Annotated in this window: 19 protein-coding genes and 1 tRNA gene; 6 read left to right on the top strand and 14 right to left on the bottom strand. The window is 33.5% G+C overall.

Annotated elements, in window-relative coordinates; genetic code table 11:
* The first annotated feature begins 26 nt into the window (after positions 1-26).
* From AC6CH4_RS09245 to AC6CH4_RS09255, 3 genes are all read left to right on the top strand, one after another.
* A complete protein-coding gene (locus tag AC6CH4_RS09245) occupies positions 27-890 on the top strand; it encodes a rhomboid family intramembrane serine protease (protein WP_498102257.1) in 864 nt (287 codons plus the stop codon).
* An 18-nt stretch (positions 891-908) separates the two neighbouring features.
* On the top strand, positions 909-1,955 hold the full coding sequence (locus tag AC6CH4_RS09250; protein WP_498102259.1) for an endonuclease/exonuclease/phosphatase family protein: 1,047 nt from the start codon (positions 909-911) through the stop codon (positions 1,953-1,955).
* A 75-nt stretch (positions 1,956-2,030) separates the two neighbouring features.
* The gene (locus AC6CH4_RS09255) at positions 2,031-4,193 is read left to right on the top strand and encodes a S9 family peptidase (RefSeq protein WP_498102261.1); all 2,163 of its coding nucleotides are present in this window, start codon (positions 2,031-2,033) and stop codon (positions 4,191-4,193) included.
* An 80-nt stretch (positions 4,194-4,273) separates the two neighbouring features.
* Here the strand turns inward: AC6CH4_RS09255 and AC6CH4_RS09260 are convergent, their stop codons facing one another.
* The 6 genes from AC6CH4_RS09260 to AC6CH4_RS09285 form a co-directional block, all read right to left on the bottom strand.
* Positions 4,274-4,888, bottom strand: a complete 615-nt coding sequence (locus tag AC6CH4_RS09260) for a WbqC family protein (protein WP_498102263.1) — start codon at positions 4,886-4,888, stop codon at positions 4,274-4,276.
* Positions 4,889-4,976: 88 nt separating this feature from the next.
* Positions 4,977-6,539, bottom strand: a complete 1,563-nt coding sequence (lepB, locus tag AC6CH4_RS09265) for a signal peptidase I (protein WP_498102265.1) — start codon at positions 6,537-6,539, stop codon at positions 4,977-4,979.
* Between the two features lie 65 nt (positions 6,540-6,604).
* Positions 6,605-7,306, bottom strand: a complete 702-nt coding sequence (gene dapB, locus AC6CH4_RS09270) for a 4-hydroxy-tetrahydrodipicolinate reductase (protein WP_498102267.1) — start codon at positions 7,304-7,306, stop codon at positions 6,605-6,607.
* 41 nt (positions 7,307-7,347) lie between these two features.
* On the bottom strand, positions 7,348-7,908 hold the full coding sequence (locus AC6CH4_RS09275; protein WP_192187232.1) for a DUF5683 domain-containing protein: 561 nt from the start codon (positions 7,906-7,908) through the stop codon (positions 7,348-7,350).
* Positions 7,908-8,816, bottom strand: a complete 909-nt coding sequence (locus AC6CH4_RS09280; protein WP_194657099.1) for a ParB/RepB/Spo0J family partition protein — start codon at positions 8,814-8,816, stop codon at positions 7,908-7,910. Before AC6CH4_RS09280 ends, AC6CH4_RS09275 begins: the two co-directional genes overlap by 1 nt.
* A 5-nt stretch (positions 8,817-8,821) precedes the next feature.
* A complete protein-coding gene (locus tag AC6CH4_RS09285) occupies positions 8,822-9,589 on the bottom strand; it encodes a ParA family protein (RefSeq protein ID WP_026982801.1) in 768 nt (255 codons plus the stop codon).
* A gap of 434 nt (positions 9,590-10,023) precedes the next feature.
* Between AC6CH4_RS09285 and AC6CH4_RS09290 the strand changes: the two genes are divergently transcribed.
* Positions 10,024-12,192: a pectate lyase-like domain-containing protein gene (locus AC6CH4_RS09290; RefSeq protein WP_498102269.1), complete on the top strand. Its 2,169-nt coding sequence runs from the start codon at positions 10,024-10,026 to the stop codon at positions 12,190-12,192.
* A 247-nt stretch (positions 12,193-12,439) separates the two neighbouring features.
* Here AC6CH4_RS09290 and AC6CH4_RS09295 read toward each other — a convergent pair.
* Positions 12,440-12,514 (bottom strand) — tRNA-Pro (locus AC6CH4_RS09295).
* 175 nt (positions 12,515-12,689) lie between these two features.
* Here AC6CH4_RS09295 and trxB point away from each other — a divergent pair.
* A complete protein-coding gene (trxB, locus tag AC6CH4_RS09300) occupies positions 12,690-13,637 on the top strand; it encodes a thioredoxin-disulfide reductase (protein ID WP_498102271.1) in 948 nt (315 codons plus the stop codon).
* A gap of 125 nt (positions 13,638-13,762) precedes the next feature.
* Here the strand turns inward: trxB and AC6CH4_RS09305 are convergent, their stop codons facing one another.
* From AC6CH4_RS09305 to AC6CH4_RS09325, 5 genes are all read right to left on the bottom strand, one after another.
* Positions 13,763-14,596: a GIN domain-containing protein gene (locus AC6CH4_RS09305; RefSeq protein WP_498102273.1), complete on the bottom strand. Its 834-nt coding sequence runs from the start codon at positions 14,594-14,596 to the stop codon at positions 13,763-13,765.
* A gap of 86 nt (positions 14,597-14,682) precedes the next feature.
* A complete protein-coding gene (locus tag AC6CH4_RS09310; RefSeq protein ID WP_498102275.1) occupies positions 14,683-15,420 on the bottom strand; it encodes a head GIN domain-containing protein in 738 nt (245 codons plus the stop codon).
* 4 nt (positions 15,421-15,424) lie between these two features.
* Positions 15,425-17,158 (bottom strand): PspC domain-containing protein, encoded by a 1,734-nt coding sequence (locus tag AC6CH4_RS09315; protein ID WP_498102277.1) that lies wholly within the window; start codon positions 17,156-17,158, stop codon positions 15,425-15,427.
* A 2-nt stretch (positions 17,159-17,160) separates the two neighbouring features.
* Positions 17,161-17,493, bottom strand: a complete 333-nt coding sequence (locus AC6CH4_RS09320; RefSeq protein WP_008464689.1) for a PadR family transcriptional regulator — start codon at positions 17,491-17,493, stop codon at positions 17,161-17,163.
* A gap of 97 nt (positions 17,494-17,590) precedes the next feature.
* Positions 17,591-18,046: a DUF4870 domain-containing protein gene (locus tag AC6CH4_RS09325; RefSeq protein ID WP_498102279.1), complete on the bottom strand. Its 456-nt coding sequence runs from the start codon at positions 18,044-18,046 to the stop codon at positions 17,591-17,593.
* Positions 18,047-18,301: 255 nt separating this feature from the next.
* Here AC6CH4_RS09325 and AC6CH4_RS09330 point away from each other — a divergent pair, with 255 nt between their 5' ends.
* The gene (locus AC6CH4_RS09330) at positions 18,302-18,754 is read left to right on the top strand and encodes a DUF4442 domain-containing protein (protein ID WP_498102281.1); all 453 of its coding nucleotides are present in this window, start codon (positions 18,302-18,304) and stop codon (positions 18,752-18,754) included.
* 75 nt (positions 18,755-18,829) lie between these two features.
* On the opposite strand, the gene AC6CH4_RS09335 is transcribed toward AC6CH4_RS09330, so the two are convergent.
* Together AC6CH4_RS09335 and AC6CH4_RS09340 are read right to left on the bottom strand one after the other, a co-directional pair.
* Entirely contained in the window at positions 18,830-19,501 is a 672-nt protein-coding gene (locus tag AC6CH4_RS09335; RefSeq protein WP_498102283.1) for a hypothetical protein, read from the bottom strand.
* A gap of 144 nt (positions 19,502-19,645) precedes the next feature.
* A complete protein-coding gene (locus AC6CH4_RS09340; RefSeq protein ID WP_157849298.1) occupies positions 19,646-19,807 on the bottom strand; it encodes a hypothetical protein in 162 nt (53 codons plus the stop codon).
* Positions 19,808-19,919: the final 112 nt, after the last annotated feature.

Below are 19,919 nucleotides of genomic sequence, written 5' to 3' on the forward strand. Positions count from 1 at the left end.
AATTATAAAAACTAAAGAAAGCTTTTATGAATATTTTAGATGATTTAAAACTACAATATAAAATAGGAGGAATTGCGCTGCGTGTTATTTACTGGAATATTGCCTGTTTCCTGATTTCATTGGTATTTTTCTATCAATATTCAGGTGGAGGTTTTGCTTATCCGGATTGGCTGGCTTTATCATCAGATCCAAATAGTTTTGTAATCAGACCCTGGACATTTTTAACATATGCCTTTTTTCATTCGTCATTTTTGCATTTGTTGTTTAATATGATGGTTTTGAATTTTGCGAGCCAGTTATTCCTGACGTTTTTTACGCAAAAACAATATTTAGGATTGTATATTTTGAGTGCCATTTTCGCAGGAGTTGTTTTTGCATTAAGTTATTATTTTTTAAGTTATTCAGCATCCATAGTTGGGGCTTCCGCTGCAATTATGGCTATTTTAGTGGCAGCAACAACGTATCAGCCCTTAATGAATGTGCGTTTATTATTGATCGGAAATGTAAAATTGTGGCATATTACAGCTGTAATCTTAATTCTGGACTTAATGCAGCTTCGTTTGGAAAATATGGGTGGCCATATTTCGCATTTAGCTGGCGCATTGTTCGGTTTTGTTTTTATCAAATTGCTTCAAAACGGAACCGATTTGAGTATTATAATTTCCAGAACAATTGATTTCTTTGTAAATCTATTTAAAAAATCCCCTTCGACCCCATTCAAAAAAGTTCATAAAAATTATCAAAAACCTACAGAAAAAGTGACGTCAAGAATTGTTACGAAAGACAAAACGCAACAGCAAATTGATGAAATTTTAGATAAGATCAGCCAGTCAGGCTATGATTGTCTGACAAAAGAAGAAAAAGAGTTTTTATTTAAAGCTGGAAAATAATCCTTTTAGCAACAAAATATGAAAAACCTTTCGTGGTTTAATAAGATAATGTTCTTTTTGAATATAGTACTGACTGTCCTTACATTTAGTGTCTATATTTTACCTTTTCTAGCACCTAAGAGCTTTCCGCTTTTATCGGTGCTGACGCTGTTTATGCCGGCTTTTTTTGTGCTGAATGCACTCTTCTTTATTTATTGGGCGATTCAGTTTAAAAAGCGCCTTATTTTGTCTGGTTTAGTGCTGCTGACAGGAATTACATTTATCAGTAAATTTTACAAATTTTCAGCAAAGGAATATGTTAAAGACGAAAAAGACTTCTCTGTAATGAGTTATAATGTGCGTCTTTTTAATGTTTTTAAATGGCTGGATCGAGATGATATTCCGTCTAATATCAAAACTTTTATAGACGAAAAAGATCCGGATATTTTGTGTATCCAGGAATATTCGAATTCAGCTCATATAGATTTAAAAGTATATCCACACCGTTATATTTTTATTGATGGAAATCAGATTAAAACAGGCCAGGCTATTTTTTCTAAATTCCCAATATTGTATGAAGGCAATATTGTTTTTCCAAATTCAGATAATAATGTCATTTATGCTGATATAAAACGAGGTAAAGATATTATTCGTGTTTACAATATGCACTTGCAGTCTATCAAAATTTCACCAGACGTTGCGAAGATTTCAAATGATATTGATAATGTAAATCAGCAAAAATCGCAGTTAATCTATACGAGAATTAGTAAAGGATTCAGACAACAACAAGAGCAGGCCGAGATATTTAAAGAAAATATTAAGCAATGTAAAAACCCGATTATCATTTGTGGGGATATGAATAATAGTCCGTTTTCATACGTATATCGAAATATAAAAGGAAAGCTTAAAGATACTTTTGAAGAAGCCGGAGGAGGTTTTGGCGCAACTTATAAATTCCGTTATTATCCGGCACGAATTGATTATATTTTTGCAGACAGTAAAATGAAAGTCAAACAATTTGAAAGTTTTTCTGATTTCGAAAATTCAGATCATTACCCTATTATGGCCAGGCTCTCGATAGAATAGTTTTTTACCGCAAAGAGCGCAAAAGGTATACGCGTAGTTCGCAAAGTTTAAAAATTCCTAAATACCAACCAAACTATGATTAAAAAACATTTTTTATTACTTCTTTTTGTTTGCTCTAGTATATTTGCTCAAAAAGATATTGACATTAATGAATTAAAATGGCTGCCAAATTCGCATTCCTTTTGGGTAAATTCAGCAGCGAATATTAAAGTTTATGATGTCGATAAATTAGATCAGGGGAGTACCATTTTAACAGACAAACAATTAAAAAATGCAGGTTTTGATGGAGAAGTAGAAGATTTGGTCTGGAATCAAAATAAAACAAAAGTATTGGTTTATACCAATTCAAAAAAAGTTTGGAGAGCCAATACCAAAGGAGATTACTGGTTTTTTGATTTGGTAACAGGAAATGGAAGAAAGTTGGGAGGCAATTTAGAGGCTTCGTCCCTAATGTTTGCTAAATTTTCTAATGATAATGAAAATGTTGCTTATGTTTCGAAACACAATATTTATCTTGAAAATCTGGTTTCAGGTAAAATAACGCCTTTAACAACAGATGGAACAGATAAAGTTATCAATGGAACGTTTGACTGGGTGTATGAAGAAGAACTCGCTGCCAGGGATGGCTTTCGCTGGAGTCCTGACGGAAAAAGTATCGCGTACTGGCGTGTTGATGCTTCTGAAACAAAATTTCATTTAATGATCAATAACACGGATGCTTTATATCCGTTTATAGTTCCGGTGGAATATCCTAAAGCGGGAGAAAAACCTTCCTCTGTAAAAATTGGAGTTATTGATATTGCTTCTTTAAAAACAAATTGGCTGGATATTCCAGGTGAGCCTGATAATAATTATTTGGTTCGTATGGAATGGATTGCAAAAGAAGAGGTGATGGTGGTTCAACTTAATAGATATCAAAATCAGGCTTCTGTTTATAATTGCAATGCAAAATCAGGAAAAGCAAATTTAATCTATCAGGAAAAATCACCTGCGTGGATTGATGTTTTTGATATTTCTTCAGGAGTATATGATGGTTTTCCGTGTCAGTTTGTAGACGAAGGAAAAGCCTTTTTATGGAGTTCTGATGCTGATGGGTGGATGCATATTTATAAAATCAGCAAAGATGGAAAAAAGAAAGAGTTGGTTACGACAGGTAAATTTGATGCTTATTTTAAGGCGTACAATGACAAGACAAAATCAATTTATTATATTTCAAGTCCGACAGATGCGACTCAGCGTTATTTGTACGAAACCAATTTAAAATCAGGAAAAACAAAAAGAATTACTCCGGAAGCATTTGAAGGAACAAATGAATATGAATTCTCTACAGACGGATCATATGCAAAACATACTAATTCTAATATCAATCGTAATCTAAATTCAAGATTGGTTTCGCTTTCTGATCATAAAAAAATACTACCAATAGAGGCTGATGTTTTTACAGCTCCGGCGCGTCAGTTTTCTTTAGAAAAGTTTAAAGTTACGACTGGTGATGGTATCGAAATGGATGGTATAATGGCAAAACCTCTTGATTTTGATCCGGCAAAAAAATATCCACTGTTCTTTTATGTTTATGGAGAGCCAATGGCTACTGTAGCGAATGATATGCCTTATTTTAATGGATTTATAGATATGTTGATCCCAAGAGGATATATCGGAATTGCATTGGATAATAGAGGGACTCCATCTCTGAAAGGAACAAAATGGAGAAAATCTATTTATAAAAATATCGGGATTATCAATACCCGTGATCAGGCAATGGCTGCAAAAGAAATTTTGAAATGGAATTTTATTGATAAAGAAAGAGTTGCTGTTCACGGATGGAGTGGTGGTGGCGCTGTTACATTAAATTTGATGTTTCAATATCCTGAAATATACAAAACAGGAGTAGCAATTTCTGCGGTGACAGATCAGCATTTTTATGATAATATATACACAGAACGTTATATGGGGTTGCCAAATGAAAACGAAAGTGCTTATATTCAGGCTTCACCAGTGACTCATGCAAAAAACTTAAAAGGGAATTTACTTTATATTCACGGGACAGGCGATGATAATGTACATTATAAAAATGCTGAAGTTTTGATAAATGAGTTAATTAAATATGATAAAGTTTTTAATTTAATGATCTATCCAAATCGTTCACATTCTATCTATGAAGGTGATGGTACTCAAGAGCATTTAATAAATACTTTTATCAAATTTGTAGAAGAAAAATGCCCTCCCGGTGCAAAATAAATAATATAAGAAAAGTAAAAAGGGGAGAATTTCAATTATAGAAATTCTCCCCTTTTTTTGTTTTAAAACGATTGTCAACGTTACAATATCTTTTGCGTTTTTAAATAATCTATTGCAAATTTACCTTCGTTAAAAAGCAAATCCAGAACACTTAGGTTGTTTACGAAACCATGTTTATCATCAAACACCTGTGGATATTTTTCGAACGAATTGGGGTCTTTTTTGCCATTCGCCAAATATCTGAAATCAGAAATGTTTTCTGCCTCCATGAAATATTCAGTTGTTTGCCCGAACTCTAATTTCATTCTCAAACATTTAGTAACAATGTCCAGAACTTCCATATTTAAATCCATCAGAAAAGTGTGTTTCTTTTCAAAAACAGGTCGGATGTCATCTTCAAAAAACTCAAAAAAAGGAGAGCTTCTATAGCCTGCTTCTAAAGATTTAAAATGTTGTTTTTGCCAGTCAAATTCATTTTCAATCAAAACATCTTTTGTTTTTTGATGCAATGTTTTAGAATGCTTAACAGGAATATTTAATAACTGAAGCCCGTTTGGACTGTAAATATAAGTACGGTTTCTGTTAGTTTGTTTTTGAAAATTATCTTCCATTTCAAAAGTAATATTTTCAGACTGAGCCATAACTGCAAAATGGCTAATCGATGGAAAATAAGTAGGAAGTATTAAAGAGTTCATTGTGATTTTGATTTAATCGGTAAATCGTTTAATCGCCCTTTTTGAGAAACGATTAAACGATTTACCAGTTCAACGAATTAACGTTTTTTTATGCTTTATTTTCTTTTCTCTTTCTCCAGAAATACTCTCCAACAAAGTAGGCAGCAAGTACCATTAAGAAATATTTGAAGTAAGATTGTGGCTGTCCCTCACCGTCAACTGTGGTAAAAACTCTGTCCCAACGAATTTTGTTGATTCCTTTTCCGTTAGTGTCCCAGCTTAACCAGATAAAAACTGGTTTTCCTACAATGTGATTTTCAGGCACATATCCCCAGTAACGACTATCTTCTGAGTTATGGCGATTATCTCCCATCATCCAGTAATAATTTTGCTTGAATGTATAGGAGTTAGTTTGTTTTCCGTTGATAATAAAATGCGAGCCATCTATTTGCAAAGTATTACCTTCATAGTTTGTGATAATTTCTTTGTAAAATGGTAATGATTCGTTTGTTAGAGCAACCGTTTTTCCTGCTTCCGGAATATAGATTGGGCCGTAATTATCCTCGTTCCATTTATTGATATGAGGGAAGATCCTATCATCATTTCCTGTTGCAATTTCGCGTACTACACCAGTAATACCTGGAATGCTTTTCATTCGTTCTGCATTAGCTTCTGTTAAGGCGCCAATATACAGAGTATCTCTTTTAGCCGGATCTCTAAATCCTCTTACATCGACAAGATTAACATTCAATTCTTTTAAAAGAGCTTCTAAATCAATTGGAGTTTTTTCGTCTAATGCTATTTTGTATGAATATTGCGGTTTTGCTCTTTCTGGTAAAATTAATTTTTTTCCGTTGATATAAACATAACCATCTTTTATAGATAAGCTATCTCCTGGAATACCAACACATCTTTTAACATAATTTGATCTTTTGTCAATTGGTTTTATTACACCCGGCCTTCCTTTTGGTTCGTAAAAGTAATGTACCGTATCAACTGGCCAGTTAAAAACGACAATATCGGTTCGCTTTATTTTTTCGAAAGCAGGTAGTCTAAAATAAGGTAATTGTGGCCAGCTTAAGTATGATTTTCTTTTTGTTAACGGAATAGAGTCATGAACCATTGGTAGTGCAACAGTTGTCATCGGTACCCTTGGTCCGTAGTTTAGCTTACTTACAAATAAAAAGTCTCCAATTAATAAAGATTTTTCTAATGAAGAGGTCGGAATTGTATAAGGTTGCACTACATAAGTATGTACTAATGTTGCTACGATTATAGCAAAAAGAAGAGAACTTATCGTATCAGCAGTTTTGTTTTCAGGAGTTAATGATCTGTTGGCGTTGTATTCTAATTTCTGAGTATAGTTTACATAATAGATATAGAAGCCAAGGGTGAAAATTCCTAAAAAAGTATCTAAAGTTGATTTTTTACCAAACGTTCTTAGTGTCTCTACCCAAACAACAGGAAACATAATCAGGTTTATAATCGGAATGAAAAGTAGTATTGTCCACCAGGTTGGTCGGCCAATAATTTTCATTAGGATTATAGAATTGTAAACAGGAATCGCAGCTTCCCAACTTTTTCGGCCAGCAGCCTGATACAATTTCCAGGTTCCCAGAAAATGAATGATTTGAACGGCTAAGAAAAAAACAAACCAAAGATATAAAGTCATAATATTTTGTTTAAAGTTTCAAGTTTAAAGTTGATTTGTTGAATTAACCTTAAACTTTAAATTTATTATTTTAAGTTTAAAACATCTTTCATACTGTAGATTCCCTTTTTACCTGCCAGCCATTCAGCTGCAATTACGGCACCAAGAGCAAAACCTTCACGGTTATGGGCAGTATGTTTTAATTCGATACTGTCTACAATTGAATTGTAAGTTACGGTATGAGTTCCCGGAACCTCGCCAATTCTTTTCGCTTCAATATGAATTTCGTTTGTTTTAGCCTCGTCTAAAGTCCAATTTGCATAATTGCTATTTTCGATAACACCTTTTGCTAATGAAATTGCAGTTCCACTAGGGGCATCTAATTTATGCGTATGATGAATCTCTTCCATTGTCACTTTGTACGAATCAAATTGTGACATAATTTTAGCTAAATATTCGTTCAGTTCGAAGAAAATATTAACTCCTAAACTAAAGTTAGAGCTCGAAATGAATCCGCCTTGTTTTTCGTTGCACAATGCAACCATTTCATCAAAATGTTCTAACCAGCCAGTTGTTCCGGATACTACAGGAACATTTGCATGGAAACAATTGGATATATTATCTACTGCGGCAGTAGGAACACTGAAATCTATTGCGACATCAGCAGTCGAAAGTCCTTCAAAAGTATTAGTTTCATCTTTCTTTAAAACAATTTCATGACCTCTTTCTAAAGCAATTCGTTCAATTACTTTACCCATTTTTCCGTATCCTAAAAGTGCAATTTTCATTTTATGTATTTTTTTGAATTTTAAATAGTAACAAAACCTATTTAAAAGTGGTAATTAAAAGTTAGTCCAACATTTGGTTTAAAAGTTACATCAGCTGGATAAATTTCCGGACGTACTGATAGTCTTTCGTTTACGTTAAATTGAATTAAAGCGGCATCAACATTGGCATCGATAATGTTTAAAACATAAAAACCTACAACAAACAATGCAGATAAATCCCTGTTTCGTTGATAGAATTTTTGCCCGGCAATAAGTCTGCTCTCATCTAAAAATTGATAATCGTCATCGTTGTAGCCTTCAAGTCTTCGTTTGTAGGCATCACGATAATCATGGTATTTTTTATTGTTGTCAATATAAAAATATAAACTGGTACCAATTGCTCCGTAAACTAAAGGAATTTTCCAATATTTTTTGTTGTATGCCTGACCTAAACCTGGTAAAATTGCCGAATAAAAGGCAGCTTTTGCTGGCGTAAGCGGGTCTATTTCTTGTAACTTAGTAGTGTCTTTAACAACCAAAACCGTGTCTTTTTTTGCCTGGGCAAAAAGAGAAACGGTTCCTATAAGAAAGAACAATAGACTTATGGGGACAATTTTATTCACTATCCGTTTATTAATTTTATAATTCTGTCAAAATCAGCCTGGGAATTAAAAGGAATTGTGATTTTTCCTTTTCCGTTGCCAGCGACTTTTATATCAACTTTTGCACCAAAATAATCGTTGAAAGTATTTTTTTGTGTTTCTTTAACAAGGAATGAAGACTCTGCTTTTGCTTTTGCTTCTCCTTCTGGTTTTGGTTTTACACCTTCGTGATAATTTTTTACCAACGCCTCCGTTTCACGAACAGATAAGTTTTGGCTTACTATTTTTTGATAGATATCCGTCTGGACATCCAAGTCTTCAATATTAATGATCGCTCTACCGTGTCCCATGCTGATGAAACCATCACGAATACCAGTTTGGATAATCGGATCTAATTTTAAAAGACGTAAATAATTGGCAATTGTAGAACGTTTTTTTCCAACACGCTCGCTCATTTGTTCCTGAGTCAACTGAATTTCATCAATTAAACGTTGGTAGGATAGTGCAATCTCAATTGGATCTAAGTCATGACGCTGAATGTTTTCAACCAAAGCCATAACCAATGACTCATTGTCATTTGCAATACGGATATACGCCGGAACATGTGTTAGACCCACTAAAGTTGAAGCACGTAAACGACGTTCTCCAGAAATTAACTGGTATTTATTGAATTCTAATTTTCGAACAGTAATAGGTTGAATCACACCAAGTTCTTTAATAGAAGTGGCTAATTCACGTAAAGATTCTTCATTAAAATTGCTTCTAGGCTGAAACGGATTTATTTCGATAGCACTTATTTCAAGCTCTATGATATTTCCAACAACTTTGTCAGCATTTTTGTCTTCTACTGATGTAATGTCGTTTTCCGGATCTTTTAATAATGCTGATAATCCTCTTCCTAAGGCTTGTTTTTTAATTGCTTTTGTCATAAAAACTATTTGCTGTTTTTCTTTATAATTTCCTGAGCTAAATTAATGTAATTAACAGCTCCCTTGCTGGTTGCATCATAGTTGATGATGCTTTCTCCAAAACTTGGTGCTTCGCTTAATTTTACATTTCGCTGAATAACCGTGTCAAAAACCATATCGTTAAAGTGTTTCTGAACTTCTTCAACCACCTGATTAGATAAACGTAATCTTGAGTCATACATTGTAAGAAGCAATCCTTCAATGTCAAGATCCGGGTTGTGTATTTTTTGAATACTTTTTATAGTGTTCAATAATTTTCCTAATCCTTCAAGTGCAAAATATTCACATTGAATTGGAATAACTACTGAATCTGCAGCTGTTAAAGCATTCAGGGTTAATAAACCTAAAGAAGGTGCACAGTCAATAATAATAAAATCATATTCGTCCTTTACACTTTCTAATGCTTTTTTAAGCATGTATTCTCTGTTTTCTTTGTCAACCAATTCGATTTCGATGGCTACAAGGTCAATATGAGCAGGGATCACATCGACATTTGGAGCTGAACATTTCACGATGGTTTCTTTTGGGGTGTGGCTATGTTCAAGTATTTGGTATGTACCAATCTCTACTGATTCTACATCAATCCCAAGTCCAGATGTGGCATTTGCTTGAGGATCAGCATCAATCAATAATACTTTTTTTTCTAAAACACCTAATGAGGCTGCAAGATTTACCGATGTAGTAGTCTTTCCAACGCCTCCTTTTTGATTAGCAATCGCAATGATTTTGCCCATTTATTTTCTAAATTTTGAACCGTAAAAATACAATTATTTATGGTTTTTGAAAATCTATTTTGTTAACATTTGCTAAACTTTGGGAAGCCGTTGTTTTGTGCGTGTTTTGTGAATTTAAGTATTCTCTTTAAATAGGATTTAAATAAAATTTGGTTCTGTTTTATTTATATTTTTTATATAAAAGACATAAATAAAAGTTTAACTCGAGAAAAATATTCAAATGTTAAATCTGATTTTAGTTTAATTTCTTGAAGTACTCACTAAGGGCTTTCCGTCCTTATTTTTGCAATTACCAATCTGTATTACGATAAAGGCATACTTTGTATAGTTTTTGATAAGAAAATAGACCCCAAAAGTGAACTTATAGGTTAAAGATTATAACTATTTTTCAAATCATTAAAACTATAATTACCATTAAACCAAAAAGAATTATTATGATTAGAAAGTTAATCTCAATATTTACTGCATTTGCATTTATGTTGCTGCTGTGCAGTTTTGTAAGATCCAATCCTTGTGATGAAATAAAACAGGAGAATAAAATAGAGGGCAAGATTGTTTATAACAAGAAGAAACATAGTATAACATTATCATGGCCAGCATTTGGTTCTTCAGGAAATTACATAATTACAAGAGGCGGCAGTCGTTTGGCATCAGATTTTGTTTTGGTAGGTTCGATTTCGAAACTGACATTCACAGATAATAAGCCAAATACTAACAAATATGAAAACTATTATAAAATCACTCGTAATGCTATAACCATAGTACTTTCATTAGAGAATCAAATTTTTGGTAACAATATGTATTTCTATGATAGGAAATATGAAAAAGCAGAAACTGCCCGAAACGAAATTAATTCGCAATTTAGCGCTATTGGTCTGGGAGGATCAAATGGCGAATGGACTATAAAACGGCAGGCTTATTATTTCAAAGCAAATGTTAATGGTCAAACTTACGATTCGGGTGGCTCAGGTTCTGCATCATCGGCAGAAGCTAACTCAATAGAATTAGGATTTTACTCTCATATTGGAGGTTTGGGTAAGTTACCATCAGATGTTAAATTGGGTTCGATATTCACCAGGCCTCATCTTTCTGGAGGAGCAAATGCTACATGTACATTTTGGCGTTCTGTGGAAAATGTGGAAGTGATGCGAGATTTTGCCTGGACAGTTTCTCAATCAACCAGCGCAAGAAGAATGCTAATTGAAAGTACTTCGAAATATATTTCAGATGTTGGTAACACCAACTTTTGGGGTAGCGGTGGTTTTATTGCTGATACTCATTATACATCATCCAGACCAAACTGGGCCGGGCAACAACAATGGTACACCAGAAATGCTATTTTCCCGTCAGGTTCGGGAGCTATGGGTGGTTCGTATAATATGGTTTGGCAAGGTTGCGTCAATCCTCCACAAGCAGATGATACCAACTCTCCAATTTCTACTACGCCTATTATAAGAGAAAAACCTTTTCTTTTTATAGATAATGATGGAGAGTACAAAGTATTTGTTCCGGCATGGCAAAAGGATAGATTAGGAATTTCCTGGTCATCAACAGATATGGGCAAAGGGAAAATTCAAGATTTACTTACGGATTGGTATGTTACCAAAGAAGGCGACACCGATGTAGAAATCAATAACGCGTTAAAAAATGGGAAAAATATATTTTTCACACCAGGGCATTACGCATTGAATGCTCCTATTCAGGTGAATAGAAAGAAAGCCATCCTTCTGGGTGCTGGTATAGCTTCGGTAACGCTTGAACCTACTGAAAAAAATACTTGGGGATGTATCTATGCTGATGACAAGGATGGAATTATTATTGCCGGACTTCTTATGGATTCATTCAATAGTACAACTTATCAAGTTAGAATTGGTGATGAAGGAGCAAATGCAGACCATTCTGCAGATCCTATCCTGCTCTCAGACATCACTTGCAGAGTAGGTGGGGTTCAATCAAAAAATATTCAGATTCATGCTTCTATGCAAATAAACAGTAACAATGTGGTGGGCGATCACTTCTGGCTTTGGCGAGCCGATCATGGTTTTCCAAAAGGTGGACATGAACGTTGGATAAGGGACAGATGCAAAAACGGACTTATCGTTACTGGCGACGATGTTACACTTTATGCTCTTTTTGTAGAACACTTTCAAGAATATGAAGTATTATGGTTGGGAGAACGTGGCAGAACCTATTTCTTCCAAAACGAACCACCATATGATGCTCCAAATCAGGCAAGTTGGAGCAGTCAAGCAGGCAGAGTTGATGGTTATGCAGCTTTCAAGGTAGCAAATACCGTAAAAGAACATTATAGTATAGGAATGGGTTCTTACGCAGTTTTTACAGGAACTGATGGCAATGTGAATAAAAAAAATGGATTTGAAATTCCTAACAGCCCGAATGTGAAATTTGAAAAAATGTGCATCAATCGTTTTGCTGGTTCTGGTAATATTCAAAACGTGATTAATGGTATTGGTGGCAGCACAGCAACTGGTGTAAAACGTGTTGCATTATACAGCAATAGTTTAGGTATACAGCCTTACGATGAAGAATTTGATTTGCCCAACCGTGAATCATATCCTGCGTATATTGATATGGAGAAGTAAATAAGTTATAAATATTTTAAAACAAACCCTCTGAAGATCGATTGTGTTCAGAGGGTTTGTTTTTTTAACATAGCCCGCGGTTTCAACCATGGGAAACGTATCGTGATTAATATAATGCGTCCTCACGGTTGAAACCGTGGGCTATGTTTTGAATGAGATAAATCTTAGAAATCTATAATGTTGATCGATTTTATGTTTCAGTTTATTCCAAAAAAAAAGTCTTTCCAAATAAATGAAAAGACTTTTGTCGGGGTGGCAGGATTCGAACCTGCGGCCTCCTGCTCCCAAAGCAGGCGCGATAACCGGGCTACGCTACACCCCGAAGATGTATTATTGTGATGCCCGTAAGCGGATGCAAATATAGTAATAAATTCTGTTTACAAAAGGAAAATATCAAAATAAATAAAACTTATTTTGAGATAGTTATTTAGGATTTAATTTGGTGGTAATTTTTTATAATAAAGTTTACATTTGCATCACAAAAAACTACACTTATTATGTCAGATACAATCGAAAAAATTAAATGCCTTATTATAGGTTCTGGTCCTGCAGGTTATACTGCTGCAATTTATGCTGCCAGAGCAAATATGTATCCAATTTTATATCAGGGAATGCAGCCAGGCGGTCAGTTAACAACTACAAATGAAGTAGAGAACTTTCCAGGTTATGTTGATGGAGTAACAGGACCAGAAATGATGATTCAGTTACAAGATCAGGCAAAACGTTTTGGCGCAGATATTCGTGATGGCTGGGCTACTAAGGTTGATTTTTCAGGAGATATTCATAAAGTTTGGATTAACGACAGCATCGAATTGCATTGCGAAACAGTTATTATTTCTACGGGAGCTTCGGCTAAATATTTAGGATTACCATCAGAACAACATTATTTAAATATGGGTGGAGGAGTTTCTGCCTGTGCCGTTTGCGATGGATTTTTCTACCGTAATCAGGAAGTTGTAATTGTTGGAGCAGGAGATTCTGCTTGTGAAGAAGCGCATTACTTATCTAAACTTTGTAAAAAAGTAACGATGTTGGTAAGAAGCGAAAAATTCAGAGCTTCAAAAATTATGGAAGAACGCGTTCGTAAAACAGAAAATATCGAAATTTTAATGAACCACGATACTCTTGAAGTTTTGGGAGATAATAATGTTGTTCATGCTATAAAAGCTTTAAATAAAACTACTGCTGAAGTTATCGAAATTCCTGCAACCGGATTTTTCGTAGCCATTGGTCATAAACCAAACACAGATATCTTTAAAGATTACATTACTCTTGATGAAACTGGTTATATTATCAATACTCCGGGAACATCTAAAACTAACGTTGATGGTGTTTTTGTAGCCGGAGACGCTGCAGATCATGTATACCGTCAGGCAATTACTGCTGCAGGTACAGGTTGTATGGCGGCTCTTGATGCAGAGAGATACTTGGCGTCTAAAGAGTAAACAGTCTCAGTTTTCAGTTTACTGAAATGCGAGTATAAAAAAAGTCCCAATCATTTTCGATTGGGACTTTTTTATATAAAATTTATAAAGTTTTCAAAACTGAAAACTGGGACCGAAAACTGAGACTATTTTATTTTTTTAATCAATTTTGCTTCTTCAGAAAAACGACTAAGTGTAATTGCAGGGCTTCCAAAAAGGGAAACTTCTGTTTTGTCTCCTGCTGCTAACGTAAGTGTTGTTTCGGCTAAAATACTTCCTACAGAATATCCTTCAGCAGTAATATTGGCATCTTTCAGAGTAAATTTAGTTCCGGTAAAAGTTGAATTATTGTCTAGACGAATAGTCGCTTTTTGAGCGATTCCCTCAAGTGTAGCATTGGCTTTTTGATACAAATCACATTTGAATTTAGTTGCTGATACTAATGATTTTATAGTTGAAGTTTTGCTCAATTGAAGAGTAGCTTCGTCAGCTTTCAGGTTTATTTCTGATTTTGATTTGTCATCAGCAATTAAACTGAATTTTTTAGCATTTACGTTCAAGTACAATTTTGAATAATCGAAACTATTAAAAGTTATATCATCCAATTGAAGCTCCTGAATTGCATAAACAACAGCTTCATTTTTTGTAATAACTTTATTAAAAGTATTTGTGTACGTAACATGTACAGCAAGTTTTTTGAAAATAGTACTTTCTTTTGCGGTATACAAACGAAGGGTTTTGTCTCTTAAATCCATTCCGATAATATCATGCAAATTGTCATCGGCTTCAATTTTAATTTCGTTTTTTTCTCCACGTTCTAAATAAACTTCAATATTGTCATCAACTTCAAGAGCATCAAAATTTCCTGATTCTTTTATTGAAGTCGTAACGACTTTAGTTCCTTTTATTTTTTCTCTTTTTTGGGCAAAAGTTACTGTAGTGATTAATAATAATAGGAGTAGGGTTGTACTTTTTTTCATTAATTCTAGATTTGATTTTGACAAATATAAAAAAATCATCCACTTTTGATGAATGATTTCTTTTATATTTAACAGATAAATTAGGTTTATCCCTGACTGATGCTTCCTCCTGAATTTTCAGTTTTTTCGATTGTTTTAGGAGAACCCTCATAATTGATGCTTCCACCGCTGTTGGCTTTGGCTTTTAAACTTACGATTGGATGAATATTTATGCTTGCTCCGCTATCGGCTTCGGCTTCAATTTCATTGGCTAATAATTTTTCAGCTTCTATACTTGCAGCACTTGATGCTGAAGATTTTACTTTTAATGCTTTTCCTTCAATTGTAATAGAACCTGCACTGTCTGTGTCCAAAGAAATTTCATCAGATTCGATATTAACATTCATCGTTGCCGCACTTGAGGCATCTAATTTAATATTAGTAGACTGAATAACATTGTTACTTGTTATAGTAGAAGCACTTGACGCTTCTAATTCTTCAATAAACGGCATCTTTACGATTACTTTTTTCTTAGTAACATTATGGAAAGAAGTAAATTCACAACGAATTACAAGTGTTCCGTTTTCAACAGTCGTTTTAATTTCTTTTTGCAAATTGTCATCAGCTTCAACAATGATTTCTGTTTTATCTGATTGTTCGATTACCACATCAATAGCATTGCTTACTGACACTTTTTTAAAATCTCCCTGAACAATTCTTTTTTCAGTCGTAACATTTCCACTTCCTTCTATCGATTTCATGTTATTAAAATTACATGAAGCGAACAATAATGCAGTAACAGTGGCAATAATGAATTTCGTAATATGAATGATTATTTTTATCATGGCTTTAGTTTATTTTGATTATAACTCCGTTTTTATCAGTGGTTAGCTTTCCGTTAGTTTTTTTTCCGTTTAAAACTTCTTTTCCGTTTATTTTAATTGATACTTCTTTTACCGTATCGTTGTCAATCCTGGTGGTGTCATTACTGTCGTAGTCTACATCCTCATGATCATTCTCATCTGCCGGACAATTCAAACATTTAATTTTAGAACCTTCAACTTTATAATTGTAATTACCACTAAAATGCAAGTTGAAAAATTCATTTTCAGAATCATCATAATCTTGTACAGATGCATCTGGTTTAAACAATTGACCTTCCGGTAAGTACAAATATACATCAACTTCCTGACCTCTAAATTTATTTTTTATGTCTGTAAGAAAATAATTATCCAAAATTAAATGATTTCCGTTAACCTGAATATTATAATTGATTTTTTCTGCTCTTTGTTTTGCACTTGAAAATGAATTTCCTCTTGCTGTTCTTTCAATTTGTAAATAAGGAGAAGCCTCATCAGTGTGCAAAACATGCAAACGAACATCATTAGAATAAATTAACTGATGGTTAGCAGAATCCTGTACAAACTCAAACTCTCTGTGATGATTCAAATCTTTTGCGTAGTAATCATTATATCTGAATTTTACGTAAAGAGTATCTTTCGGATTGATATTGATTGCTTTTTTCTCTACTGTTTTACCGTCATAAGAAATTTCGGTAGCTTGTTTGATTCCAATGCTAATTGCAATTGCAATAGCGATAATCCAGATAGCCAACAAAGTATATTTTGTAATATTACCAATAGACTTTAAGTTTGGCGATAACAATTTGAAACCTAAAAGGGTCAAAAAGAAAAACGGAATTCCAACTGCAAAGAACATCAATAAACCAAATGACCAAATAGGATATTCTGTAAAGTTTCCGGCTTCAACAAAATTTTGCCAAGGAAAATCGATAAAGATGTTTGTTCCTAAAGTAAATACTCCAATTAATAATAATATCAAAGTACTAATACCGGCCATGATTAAAATTACGCCTAAAAATTTAGCGAAGATTTTAAAAACCGTAATGACAAAGTCTCCAAATGAACTACTTATTCTCTCAGCTCCCGACTTTACCTGGTTTCCCATTGCATCATAATCTGCATTTTTAAATCTGTCAGACAATGATTCAATTTCTTCACGAACTTTTTTTTCGATGTTCGAAATAGTTACCGGCTCACCAGTCATTTCTAGTTTTTCTGAAGTTGTAACAGCTTCCGGAGTAACAATCCAAAGAACGAAATAAGCTAAAATTCCAGTTCCAAAACCTGCAAAGACAAATACTAAGAATATAATTTTGATCCAGACAGCGTCAATTCCAAAATAATGTCCTAAACCTGTTGCAACACCACCAATCATACCTTTTTCTTTGTCACGGTATAATTTTTTATGTTTTCTATGTCCGTAATCGTTAAAAGACTGATTTGATTTTTCTTCATCTTCGATGATGTAATCTTCTGGCTGTCCCATAACTGCAATCACTTCATCAACATCTTTCAATCCCACAACATGTTTCTCGCTTTTTTGTTTTTCTGTTAATAATTCAGAAACACGCATTTCGATATCTTTAATAATCTCGTCTTGTCCGGATGAGCTGTTTAGTGATCGCTTTATGGCGTCAAAATAACGAGTTAATTTTAAGTATGCATCCTCATCGATGTGAAAAAACATACCTCCTAAGTTAATATTTACTGTTTTGTTCATGACTATTGATTTTGATTGGTGATTAGATTTACGGCGTCAGATAATTCTGTCCAGGTGCCGCTAAGTTCGTTTAAAAAAGTTTGTCCTATCTCGGTTAATCCATAATATTTTCGTGGTGGTCCTGAGGTCGATTCTTCCCAACGATAATTTAGCAAACCGTCGTTTTTCAGCCTAGTTAAAAGTGGATAAACTGTTCCCTCTACAACTAGTAATTTTGCGTTTTTTAAAGTGTCTAATATTTCTGATGTGTATGCATCTTTTTCTTTTAATACAGATAAGATGCAAAACTCAAGAACACCTTTGCGCATCTGTGCTTTTGTGTTTTCAATGTTCATAATTTCATTTTGTTTTTTTTAGATTGAACAATTCGTTTTTTGATTGATGATGATGATTGATGATTGATTGTTTTCTATAACCTTTAATCCCTTTAGATTACTTTATAAAAGGAATCGTTAGCGGATATTTATAATATTCTCCGTTTGAAGCTTTTATCGAAGCATAAATCACTAAAAAGAATTCAACAACTTTTAGTAATCCAAAAAGTACGACTGCCGTTCCACCTATAGTAAGTAATCCGATGTTACCTTGAAAATCGAAATTTCTGATAACAAAATCTTCGTCGTTAAAAACAGCTTCCATTGGAAGATTTTGAAGAAATACCGTTACAAAAACCGGAATAGCGATTAAAGCCAAAACCAAAGTGTAAAGCAATAAACTTAATTGAAAGTTCAAGGTTTGTTTTCCATGATGGTTTACAAACTCCGACTTGTCTTTATAACTTGACCAGATTAAAATCGGGAAAATATAATTTCCAAGCGGAACGAAGTACTGAGTTAAAGTACTCAAATGTGTGAACGTTGCAGTGTTCTTTTCTGATGTTTTTTCCATGATGAGTGGTGTTGATGTTTCCATGATTAAAAGTATATAGTAATTTCTTATGCAAATATATGGCTAAAAGACAGTATCTTGTTTTACATAGTACCAAATATTAACATAATTTTAACAAAGTTAAAATTTTAAAAGAGATTATAATGTGCTGAAAATCATTCGTAGTGCCTTGTTTTATTGACGTTATAGGAAAGTAATCCTAATTTATTGTGCGTGCATAGTTTTTTTGTATTTTTACATAAAAAAATAAATCTCATGGCGGTTTCAGTTTCCAAACTCAATAAATTTGTATTATTCAAATTACCATCTGCATACTTTTGTGGTGTGCGTGTCAAAGCAATTGATAATGATAGATGTGTCGTAAGTGTTAAACATCGTTGGATAAACCAGAATCCTTTTAACTCGATGTATTTTGCAGTTCAGGCTATGGCAGCCGAATTAACAACTGGTGCTTTGGTGATTTCTCAAATCCAGGAAAGTGGAAGAAAGATCTCGATGTTGGTAGCAAACAATAAAGGAAACTTTACCAAGAAAGCAACTGGGAGAATTACTTTCGTATGTAACGACGGACATTTAATTGCCGATGCAATTAAAAGAACAATTCAAACAGGCGAGGGGCAAACTTTCTGGATGAAATCGATTGGAACAAATGAAGAAGGTGTTCAGGTTTCAGAAATGGACTTTGAGTGGAGTGTTCGATTGAAGTAAATTAATAATTAAATAATAACCCATAAAAAAAAGACCTCAAGCAATTGAGGTCTTTTTTAGTTTCAGCAATATTGATTAGAAATCAGCTTCATAGCCATGACCATTTTTACCATAATATATAAGCCATTTTGCTAATGAAAAAACGATGTGGAGTTTACTTTCCAAACTTCCAGGGTTTGTTTCTGGAGGATATCGTTCATCATTTAAGTATTCTAAGTTGTTTTCCTTAGCAATTTTTAAGGCAGCTTCCATTAAGTTATTTCCATATTCTAAAGCTTCATCTGCGAATTTTGTATTCCAGGCTTCCGCAACTAATTCTTCGCCTATTAAATCTTCGCAATCTGACAGAAATTGCCCTCTAAAAACATTTTCGTCTTGCCCCATAGCTTTGTAAATTGGTACAGCATCTTTTTCTTCAGACAATTCAATTACGTAGAAACCATTATATTGAGATAGAAATTCTTCTTCAGAAACTTCTTTATCACTTTCCTGATATTTTTCCTTTATCCAATTATTGGCAATTTCATCATATCCTACCCGTGGGGCTTTAATGGTAACATAGCTTTCAATTTGATTATCAAACCATTCTTGTATAAGCTCTTCTTTAGACAGAATCCTTTTTCCTTTTAATTTGTCAAAAAAACTAAGTTCTTGTTTTTCTTTTTCCTGAACGATTCGCATTATTTGTTTGAATCTTTCTTCAAATCCTGGTTTGGGTTTTCCCAAAGGTCTCATGTCTAGTCCCATACTTTGATTTTAATATTAATGAATATGTAATTGTTTATATCAAATATAGATTCTTTTTTGTTTATTTTTAAATTAAATTTTCCTTCAAATACAAAAAAAAGACCTCAATTAATTGAGGTCTTTTTTATTGAAATAGAATTTCATTTATTTTTTAACGCAACACGATTTTTTGTCTTTTTTATCTGTTGATGTTTTTTTACAACAAGATTCTTTTTTTGCTTTTTCTTTTTGAACCGGTTTTGTTTCTTGTGCAGTTACTCCAATTGAAAATACAGCGGCAGTTAAGAAGGTAATTACTTTTGTCATTTGATATAATTTATTGTGTTAAAAGATTGCTTTTGGTCCATCAAATATACCAACATTTCATCGAGTTGATTCTTACAATTTGTTAATGTTTTTATAATAATATGTCATTGAA

The sequence above is a fragment of the Flavobacterium sp. GQ95 genome, assembly GCF_059758655.1.

Coding starts and splice junctions, on each gene's coding strand:
- AC6CH4_RS09245 (WP_498102257.1), top strand. CDS start 27: ATGAATATTTTAGATGATTTAAAACTACAATATAAAATAGGAGGAATT.
- AC6CH4_RS09250 (WP_498102259.1), top strand. CDS start 909: ATGAAAAACCTTTCGTGGTTTAATAAGATAATGTTCTTTTTGAATATA.
- AC6CH4_RS09255 (WP_498102261.1), top strand. CDS start 2,031: ATGATTAAAAAACATTTTTTATTACTTCTTTTTGTTTGCTCTAGTATA.
- AC6CH4_RS09260 (WP_498102263.1), bottom strand. CDS start 4,888: ATGAACTCTTTAATACTTCCTACTTATTTTCCATCGATTAGCCATTTT.
- lepB (WP_498102265.1), bottom strand. CDS start 6,539: ATGACTTTATATCTTTGGTTTGTTTTTTTCTTAGCCGTTCAAATCATT.
- dapB (WP_498102267.1), bottom strand. CDS start 7,306: ATGAAAATTGCACTTTTAGGATACGGAAAAATGGGTAAAGTAATTGAA.
- AC6CH4_RS09280 (WP_194657099.1), bottom strand. CDS start 8,816: ATGACAAAAGCAATTAAAAAACAAGCCTTAGGAAGAGGATTATCAGCA.
- AC6CH4_RS09285 (WP_026982801.1), bottom strand. CDS start 9,589: ATGGGCAAAATCATTGCGATTGCTAATCAAAAAGGAGGCGTTGGAAAG.
- AC6CH4_RS09290 (WP_498102269.1), top strand. CDS start 10,024: ATGATTAGAAAGTTAATCTCAATATTTACTGCATTTGCATTTATGTTG.
- trxB (WP_498102271.1), top strand. CDS start 12,690: ATGTCAGATACAATCGAAAAAATTAAATGCCTTATTATAGGTTCTGGT.
- AC6CH4_RS09305 (WP_498102273.1), bottom strand. CDS start 14,596: ATGAAAAAAAGTACAACCCTACTCCTATTATTATTAATCACTACAGTA.
- AC6CH4_RS09310 (WP_498102275.1), bottom strand. CDS start 15,420: ATGATAAAAATAATCATTCATATTACGAAATTCATTATTGCCACTGTT.
- AC6CH4_RS09315 (WP_498102277.1), bottom strand. CDS start 17,158: ATGAACAAAACAGTAAATATTAACTTAGGAGGTATGTTTTTTCACATC.
- AC6CH4_RS09320 (WP_008464689.1), bottom strand. CDS start 17,493: ATGAACATTGAAAACACAAAAGCACAGATGCGCAAAGGTGTTCTTGAG.
- AC6CH4_RS09325 (WP_498102279.1), bottom strand. CDS start 18,046: ATGGAAAAAACATCAGAAAAGAACACTGCAACGTTCACACATTTGAGT.
- AC6CH4_RS09330 (WP_498102281.1), top strand. CDS start 18,302: ATGGCGGTTTCAGTTTCCAAACTCAATAAATTTGTATTATTCAAATTA.
- AC6CH4_RS09335 (WP_498102283.1), bottom strand. CDS start 19,501: ATGGGACTAGACATGAGACCTTTGGGAAAACCCAAACCAGGATTTGAA.
- AC6CH4_RS09340 (WP_157849298.1), bottom strand. CDS start 19,807: ATGACAAAAGTAATTACCTTCTTAACTGCCGCTGTATTTTCAATTGGA.